The organism is Pseudomonas sp. GM84 (genome assembly GCF_000282535.1).
Lineage (GTDB): Bacteria > Pseudomonadota > Gammaproteobacteria > Pseudomonadales > Pseudomonadaceae > Aquipseudomonas.
Genome location: NZ_AKJC01000257.1, coordinates 1 through 7,643, shown reverse-complemented (window position 1 = coordinate 7,643; position 7,643 = coordinate 1). Strand labels below are relative to the sequence as shown.

Sequence of the window (7,643 nt, the reverse complement as noted above, 5' to 3'; positions counted from 1 at the left end):
GGGGGGGGGGGGGGGGGGGGGGGGGGGAGCCTCTGGTAAGCCCGAGGCTGGATGCATTTCTTGCCGGCGTCGCCAGGCTCGACCTTGAAGACATCACCCTGACCACCAATGGCCAGCTGCTCTCGCGCAAGCTGCCGCAACTGCTTGCGGCCGGCATTCGCCGCCTGAACGTTTCACTCGATACCCTCGACCCCCAGGCCTTCCGCCGTATCGCCCGCGGCGGCGATCTGGCCAGCGTGCTCGCCGGCATGCAACAGGCCCGGGACATGGGCATGCAGATCAAGGTGAACATGGTGCCGATGCGGGGGCAGAACCTGGACCAGGTGCTGCCAATGCTCGATTACTGCCTTGAGCGCGGTTTTGAGCTGCGCTTCATCGAGCTGATGCGCATGGGCCACCTGGCCCGCGATCACAATGCGTTCCTGCAGCAATTCGTGGGGCTTGACCATTTGCTCGGCCTGATCGGCCAGGCGCACGATTACCGGCAGGCCCAGGCCCCCCTGGATGCCACCGCGCTGCGCTACCAGATCCCCGGCAAGGGCCATTTCGGTGTAATTGCCAACGAAAGCGTGCCGTTCTGCCGCACCTGTTCGCGCTTGCGGCTATCGTCCACCGGTTGGCTGCATGGCTGCCTGTCGTCGAGCAATCGTCACTTTGTCGGCGACCTGCTGGAAAAGCCACGTCACGAGGCACTGCCTGCGTTGCAGCGCTTGCTGGTCAAGGCCTTGGCCGATAAGCAGGAGCTGGCGTTTTCCGGGGGTGTGACAGTGATGAAGGTGATTGGCGGCTGATCTGGCGCAAAAGCTGCATCCGCCAGCTATTCGCCGGTTTTTCGTCGCCGGCCATTGGAGGAAAGATGCGTAGCCTGGTCTTGCCCCTGGCGCTGTTGGCGCTGGGTGGCTGCATGAATGTCAGCGATATGGGCGAAGGCGTCCGTTATCACATGAGCGATGCCGGCCTGCTGGACCACAGCGATACTCGCCGCTCCCTCTCGATTCGCCTGCAGCCCGACTCGTTCATCTTCATTGGCCAGGGCGCGTTCGTGCCACCGGGCAAAGGCCCGCTGCCGCAGCAGAACGTAGTGGCCGAAGAGGCGTTCAAGAGTTTCGTCGAGTACTTCCCGCTGGTGCGTCGCGCCCAGGGCCCATTGGGCCTGGAGCAGGCGATTGCCGAGGCGCGTGCGGTCGGTGCCGACTACGTGCTGTATACCCGTTTCGCTCGCACCGACGACCGTATTGGCAACGGCGATGAATGGTATGACGAACAGGCGGTCGATCGCTTGGGCTGGGATACAGGGGTCGTACAGATGATGCTGATCGAAACCAGTACCCGTTACCTGATCGATACCGCACGGATCAAGAGCCGTGGCGGATTGTTGACGTTCCACGACAATTCGCCCCAGGATTTGCTTGGCGCACCCATGCGCGAGTACGCTCGTAGCCTTCTGGGGATGAGTGAGTGAGGCGAGCGCGATGACGGATTCCGGCAAGGCCAATGATCTACTGGCACAGATACCCAAGCACAAGGGCCTGCCGCCGGTGCATCTGTGGAATCCGGATTTTTGCGGCGACATCGACATGCGCATTGCCCGTGACGGTACCTGGTACTACCTGGGCACACCGATCGGTCGCAAGCCGATGGTGCGCTTGTTCTCCACGATCATCCGTCGTGATGGGGACGACTACTTCCTGATCACGCCGGTCGAGAAGGTGGGCATCCGTGTCGACGATGCACCTTTCGTTGCCGTGACCCTGGACGTGCAGGGCAGTGGTGAGCAACAGGTGCTGAGCTTTACCAGTAATGTCGAGGATCAGGTCGAGGCGGGCCCGGCTAATCCTTTGCGGGTGGAGATCGATCCCGTCACCCAGGAGCCGTCACCGTATGTGCTGATGCGCACTAATCTCGAAGCATTGATCCATCGCAATGTGTTCTACCAGCTGGTCGAGCTGGCGGTCCCGCGTGTCATTGATGGCGAGGAATGGCTGGGTGTATGGAGCCATGGCGAGTTTTATCCCATCGGGCGTAATTGCTGAAACCCTGGGGGCTGTGAAGCGGCCCCCTGTTTTTTCCTCGAATTGGCCGTTTGCCTCTCGTGGCCCCGGGCCTAACCTGCAGGCAGTTGCCAATCAGGAGAAGCCCCATGAAACCCTCGTATCTTCCTTTTGCCATGCTCTTCAGCATCGGCTTGCTCGCTGGTCAATCCAATGCCTGGGCGCACGGTGACGTGCCTGACCAGGTCAAGGTCCTGCAGGAAAAACAGCCTTCGAATGCCCCCGGCAAGCAAGCGGTGATGCTTACCGTCAGCTATGCGCCCGGCCAGGCATCGCCCGCGCACCAGCATCCCGGTGCGGTGATGGCCTATGTGCTGGAAGGGGCAGTGGTATCAAAGCTCAACGATGAGCCGGAAAAGACCTACAAGGCGGGTGATTACTGGTACGAAGCGCCGGGTACCGTGCACAGCGTGTCGCGCAACGCCAGCAAGACCAAGCCTGCCAAGTTGCTGGTCTGGAGCCTGGTGGATGAAGGCAAGCCAGTGACTTTGCCCCTGGCGCAATGAAGCACCCCGCCGCGAACGGCGGGGTGGTCGTGACTAGAGCAAGGCTTGCACGGCGTTGACCAGTTCGGGGTCCAGTACCTGGCTGGGTGCGACTTGCACGCTCTGGGTGTAGAAGGGTGGCAGGCTCAGCGCCAGTTGCGCGACCGCCTGCGCCGTGGTGCCGTCTGGCAGCAGGACATATTGCAGGTTGGAGGGGAACGACTGCGGTACGGCGCCCTCCATGGTCGAGCCGTACGCGCCCAAGGTCATCACCGCCTGGCTGGTGCTCGGGTCGGGGATGTAGAGGAAAACAAAGGTGCCGTACTTGGGGTGGGTCAAGTAGTCATTGGCCTGCTGGCGAACCACTGGGTCTGCGTCGTTCATCAGGGTCCAGCGCATGATCGCGTAGTTGCGCGTGGTCTCCATGAACGCGGTACGGATGGGCGACTGGTTTTCCACCCCGCCCAAGCAGGCCAGCAGGTTACCGAACGGGTCGAGCAAGGCCACGGCATTTGGCGTGTCGGCCTGCTGGGCGGTTTGAATGAGCGGCTTTGCCAGTTCCTGGCCTGGCATGCGCGGGTTCGTGCTCTTGACCTGCAGCGCCCAAGGGCTCAACGCGCTGAGCGCCTGGCGCACTTTGCTATTGGCAGGCAAGGTGCTCGGATCCTTCAGTTCGGAAGGCGCAAGGCCGCTGTTGTTGCTCGCCGCACGCACCGTGTTGACGCTGGCATCGAATACGCTACCGGTGAGGGTGAAGGCTGCCGCGTCTATCGATTGGCCGGCATAAATCGGCCCCTGCGAGCCTTGGTAGGCGCGGTCGATGGGTGCATCGACGGCGTAGTAGCCCCACGTATTCCGAGCCTGCTGGCGCACGGCGGGCGGCAGCGTCGGGAAATCGAACTGGCTGTTGTAGTTGATCCCGGCATAGGTATCGATGGCGCTGACCGCCACGTTGAAACCTGCGGTCAGCAACGAGCCTGCACACATTGCACAGGGGTCCAGGGTAGTCACGACGGTCAGCTGCTGAGGAGGTGGCAGGTTGAGTGACTGCCGGTTGGCAAAGTACCAATCGACCAGTTGTCGCTCGCCATGGGCGGTCGGGTCATGGGGCAGGAAGGGCGGTTGCACGGTGCTGCCGGGGAACGGCATCAGCACGTTGTTGTGCAGGGCGGCCAGTACGTTGCCGGTCTGATTGTCGACGATGCAGCCGCCGACCGCGAAGGTGCTTTGCTGGCTGGCCAGGATGGCCTGGTTGGCGACCAGGTCCACGGCCTGCTGGGCATTCTGGATGGTGTCCATGATGACTCCCTGTCGATGAGCGCGCGATGCGCTTGTAAACGATAGAGCAGGGCATGGGGAACACAAGAACGCCAAAAGCAAAAAACCTCCAGTGCTCACGCAACTGGAGGTTTTTCAGTATTTGGCTCCGCGACCTGGACTCGAACCAGGGACCCAATGATTAACAGTCATTTGCTCTACCGACTGAGCTATCGCGGAATCTGCTTCTATCTTACTGATTGCCAGAGGCAAGTCAACCCACCTCTGGCAATTCAGTCAGCTAAATCAAGCAGTTACAGCACTTCAACGATGGCCTTGGTGACCACGTGGATGTTGCTCTGGTTCAGCGCGGCAACGGCGATGCGGCCGGTGTCCAGCGCGTAGATGCCGAACTCGTTCTTCAGGCGAGCCACCTGGTCGACGGTCAGGCCCGAGTAGGAGAACATGCCCGCCTGACGGCCGACGAAGCTGAAGTCGCGCTTGGCGCCGTATTCGGCCAGCAGCTCGACCATCTGCTTGCGCATACCGTGGATGCGCACGCGCATCTCGGCCAGCTCCGCTTCCCACATCTGGCGCAGTTCGTCGCTGTTGAGCACGGTGGCGACGATGGTCGCGCCGTGGGTCGGCGGGTTGGAGTAGGTGGTGCGGATCACGCGCTTGACCTGGGACAGCACGCGGGTGCTTTCGTCCTTGGAGGCGGTGACGATCGACAGTGCACCGACGCGCTCGCCGTACAGCGAGAACGACTTGGAGAACGAGCTGGAAACGAAGAACTCCAGGCCGGATTCGGCGAACAGGCGCACGGCGAAGGCGTCTTCGGCGATGCCGTCACCAAAGCCCTGGTAGGCCATGTCGAGGAACGGCACGTGGCCCTTGGCCTTGACCACTTCCAGGACGTTTTTCCAGTCGTCCAGGCCCAGGTCTACGCCAGTCGGGTTGTGGCAGCAGGCGTGCAGCACGACGATTGAGCCGGACGGCAGGTTGTTCAGGTCCTCGAGCATGCCGGCGCGGTTGACGTCGTTGCTCGGTGCGTCGTAGTAGCGGTAGTTCTGCACCGGGAAGCCGGCAGTCTCGAACAGCGCACGGTGGTTTTCCCAGCTCGGGTCGCTGATGGCCACCACGGCATTGGGCGACAGGCGCTTGAGGAAGTCGGCGCCGATCTTCAGAGCACCGGTGCCGCCAACGGCCTGCACGGTCACCACGCGGCCAGCGGCCAGCAGTGGCGATTCGGCGCCGAAGATCAGTTTCTGTACAGCCTGGTCGTAGGTGGCGATACCGTCGATCGGCAGGTAGCCGCGCGAGGCGTGCTGGGCGGCACGCTGGGTTTCGGCTTCGATCACGGCGCGCAGCAGCGGAATGCGGCCTTCCTCATTGCAGTAGACGCCCACGCCCAGGTTCACCTTGTCGGTACGCGGGTCGGCGTTGAATGCTTCGTTGAGGCCCAGAATAGGGTCGCGGGGTGCCAGCTCTACAGCGGAAAACAGGCTCATTGTTACCTTGGCTCTGAATGGAGAGTGATAGGACGTACACGCTCCAGCCGAATGCACTGAAGCGGTGCACAAACGGGGAGTCAGTATAGTGATACCGATCGGTCACGGCGACACTGTGACGCAGCTTTTCAGATAATTTGCGCAAATATTTTTCGACCATTGGTCGAATTGCCAGGTCCATCGCAATAGGCGCTCTCGGCTTGGCCTTGAATCCGGCACCGGCAGGGCGCATTTGGGTATAGACTACTGGCTAAATTTACAGTTGCTGCAACGCCGCGAGGTCCGTCATGTCCGAGTTCCAGCTCGTCACCCGTTTCCAGCCGGCCGGCGATCAACCCGAGGCCATCCGCCAGATGGTCGAAGGCATCGACGCCGGCCTGTCGCACCAGACCCTGCTCGGGGTGACCGGTTCGGGCAAGACCTTCAGCATCGCCAACGTCATTCAGCAGGTGCAGCGGCCGACCTTGGTGCTGGCGCCAAACAAGACGCTGGCGGCGCAGTTGTATGGCGAGTTCAAGGCGTTCTTCCCCAACAACGCGGTGGAGTATTTCGTCTCCTATTACGACTATTACCAGCCCGAAGCCTACGTGCCGTCGTCGGACACCTTCATCGAGAAGGACGCTTCGATCAACGACCACATCGAGCAGATGCGCCTGTCGGCGACCAAGGCGCTGCTGGAACGGCGCGATGCGATCATCGTCACCACGGTGTCGTGCATCTACGGCCTGGGCAGCCCCGAGACCTACCTGAAGATGGTGCTGCACGTCGACCGTGGCGACAAGCTCGACCAGCGCGCACTGCTGCGCCGCCTGGCTGACCTGCAGTACACCCGCAACGAAATGGATTTCGCCCGCGCCACCTTCCGTGTGCGCGGCGACGTGATCGACATCTTCCCGGCGGAATCCGACCTCGAAGCCATCCGTATCGAGCTGTTCGACGACGAGGTAGAGAACATCGCGGCGTTCGACCCGCTGACGGGCGAGGTCTTTCGCAAGCTGCCGCGCTTCACCTTCTACCCCAAGAGTCACTACGTCACCCCGCGCGAGACCCTGCTGGACGCGGTGGAAGGCATCAAGGTCGAACTCAAGGACCGCCTGGAATACCTGCACAAGGCCAACAAGCTGGTAGAAGCCCAGCGCCTGGAGCAGCGTACCCGCTTCGATCTGGAGATGATCCTCGAGCTGGGTTACTGCAACGGCATCGAGAACTACTCGCGCTATCTGTCCGGGCGACCGGCCGGGGCGCCGCCGCCAACGCTGTACGATTACCTGCCTGCGGATGCGCTGCTGGTGATCGACGAATCCCACGTCAGCGTGCCGCAGGTGGGCGCCATGTACAAAGGCGACCGCTCGCGCAAGGAAACCCTGGTCGAATACGGCTTCCGCCTGCCCTCGGCGCTGGACAACCGTCCCATGCGCTTCGATGAATGGGAGTCGGTGAGCCCGCAGACCATCTTTGTCTCGGCCACTCCGGGGCCCTATGAAGCGGAACATGCCGGGCGGGTAGTCGAACAGGTGGTGCGCCCCACCGGCCTGGTCGATCCGCAGGTCGAAGTGCGCCCGGCGCTGACCCAGGTCGATGACCTGCTGTCGGAGATTCGCAAGCGCGTCGACCAGGGCGAGCGGGTGCTGGCGACCACGCTGACCAAGCGCATGGCAGAGGACCTCTCCGATTACCTGGCCGACCACGATGTGCGGGTGCGCTACCTGCACTCGGACATCGACACCGTGGAACGGGTAGAGATCATCCGCGACCTGCGCCTGGGTACTTTCGACGTGCTGGTGGGTATCAACCTGCTGCGCGAGGGCCTGGACATGCCCGAGGTGTCGTTGGTGGCGATTCTCGATGCCGACAAGGAAGGCTTCCTGCGCTCGGAGCGCTCACTGATCCAGACCATTGGTCGCGCCGCGCGTAACCTCAATGGCCGGGCCATCCTCTATGCCGACCAGATGACGGGGTCGATGCAGCGGGCCATTGATGAGACCGAACGGCGTCGGGAGAAGCAGGTCGCGTTCAACCTGGCCAATGGCATCGTGCCCAAGGGGGTGGTCAAGGACATCACCGATATCATGGAAGGCGCCACCGTGCCGGGGGCACGTAGCAAGAAGCGCAAGGGCATGGCCAAGGCTGCGGAGGAGGCCGCCCGTTACGAGGCCGAATTGCGCACGCCGGGTGAGATCACCAAGCGCATCAAGCAGCTCGAAGAGAAGATGATGCAGTTTGCCCGTGACCTGGAGTTCGAGGCGGCGGCGCAGTTGCGTGACGAGATTACCCAGCTTCGGGAGCGGTTGATTACCAGCTGACTTTCAGTCGTCTGCGCTGGCCTCATCGCCGGCAAG

7 protein-coding genes and 1 tRNA gene are annotated in these 7,643 nt (G+C 62.2%); 5 read left to right on the top strand and 3 right to left on the bottom strand.

The annotated features are described in order from the left end of the window. From PMI38_RS20115 to PMI38_RS20100, 4 genes are all read left to right on the top strand, one after another. Window positions 1-791, top strand: a 791-nt coding sequence (locus PMI38_RS20115; protein WP_008097862.1) for a GTP 3',8-cyclase MoaA, incomplete at its 5' end; no start/stop codon positions are given. Window positions 792-856: 65 nt separating this feature from the next. Then, on the top strand, window positions 857-1,462 hold the full coding sequence (locus PMI38_RS20110; protein WP_008097859.1) for a DUF4823 domain-containing protein: 606 nt from the start codon (window positions 857-859) through the stop codon (window positions 1,460-1,462). Window positions 1,463-1,472: 10 nt separating this feature from the next. Next, a complete protein-coding gene (locus PMI38_RS20105; RefSeq protein ID WP_008097857.1) occupies window positions 1,473-2,033 on the top strand; it encodes a DUF1285 domain-containing protein in 561 nt (186 codons plus the stop codon). A gap of 107 nt (window positions 2,034-2,140) precedes the next feature. Beyond that, window positions 2,141-2,557, top strand: coding sequence for a cupin domain-containing protein (locus PMI38_RS20100; RefSeq protein ID WP_008097855.1), 417 nt, complete (start codon window positions 2,141-2,143; stop codon window positions 2,555-2,557). Window positions 2,558-2,590: 33 nt separating this feature from the next. Here the strand turns inward: PMI38_RS20100 and PMI38_RS20095 are convergent, their stop codons facing one another. The 3 genes from PMI38_RS20095 to PMI38_RS20085 all read right to left on the bottom strand — a co-directional run bounded on the left by PMI38_RS20095 (window position 2,591) and on the right by PMI38_RS20085 (window position 5,304). Next, window positions 2,591-3,835 (bottom strand): nucleoside deaminase, encoded by a 1,245-nt coding sequence (locus PMI38_RS20095; RefSeq protein WP_008097853.1) that lies wholly within the window; start codon window positions 3,833-3,835, stop codon window positions 2,591-2,593. A 122-nt stretch (window positions 3,836-3,957) separates the two neighbouring features. Next, a tRNA-Asn gene (locus tag PMI38_RS20090) sits at window positions 3,958-4,033 on the bottom strand. A 74-nt stretch (window positions 4,034-4,107) separates the two neighbouring features. Then, window positions 4,108-5,304, bottom strand: coding sequence for an amino acid aminotransferase (locus PMI38_RS20085; RefSeq protein ID WP_008097851.1), 1,197 nt, complete (start codon window positions 5,302-5,304; stop codon window positions 4,108-4,110). 287 nt (window positions 5,305-5,591) lie between these two features. On the opposite strand from PMI38_RS20085, the gene uvrB reads away from it, so the two are divergent. Then, window positions 5,592-7,607: an excinuclease ABC subunit UvrB gene (uvrB, locus tag PMI38_RS20080; RefSeq protein ID WP_008097849.1), complete on the top strand. Its 2,016-nt coding sequence runs from the start codon at window positions 5,592-5,594 to the stop codon at window positions 7,605-7,607. Window positions 7,608-7,643 lie beyond the last annotated feature (36 nt).

Bases quoted from the DNA above. Each gene is read 5' to 3' on its own strand.
- PMI38_RS20100 (WP_008097855.1), top strand. From the start codon at position 2,141: ATGAAACCCTCGTATCTTCCTTTTGCCATGCTCTTCAGCATCGGCTTG.
- PMI38_RS20095 (WP_008097853.1), bottom strand. From the start codon at position 3,835: ATGGACACCATCCAGAATGCCCAGCAGGCCGTGGACCTGGTCGCCAAC.
- PMI38_RS20085 (WP_008097851.1), bottom strand. From the start codon at position 5,304: ATGAGCCTGTTTTCCGCTGTAGAGCTGGCACCCCGCGACCCTATTCTG.
- PMI38_RS20110 (WP_008097859.1), top strand. From the start codon at position 857: ATGCGTAGCCTGGTCTTGCCCCTGGCGCTGTTGGCGCTGGGTGGCTGC.
- uvrB (WP_008097849.1), top strand. From the start codon at position 5,592: ATGTCCGAGTTCCAGCTCGTCACCCGTTTCCAGCCGGCCGGCGATCAA.
- PMI38_RS20105 (WP_008097857.1), top strand. From the start codon at position 1,473: ATGACGGATTCCGGCAAGGCCAATGATCTACTGGCACAGATACCCAAG.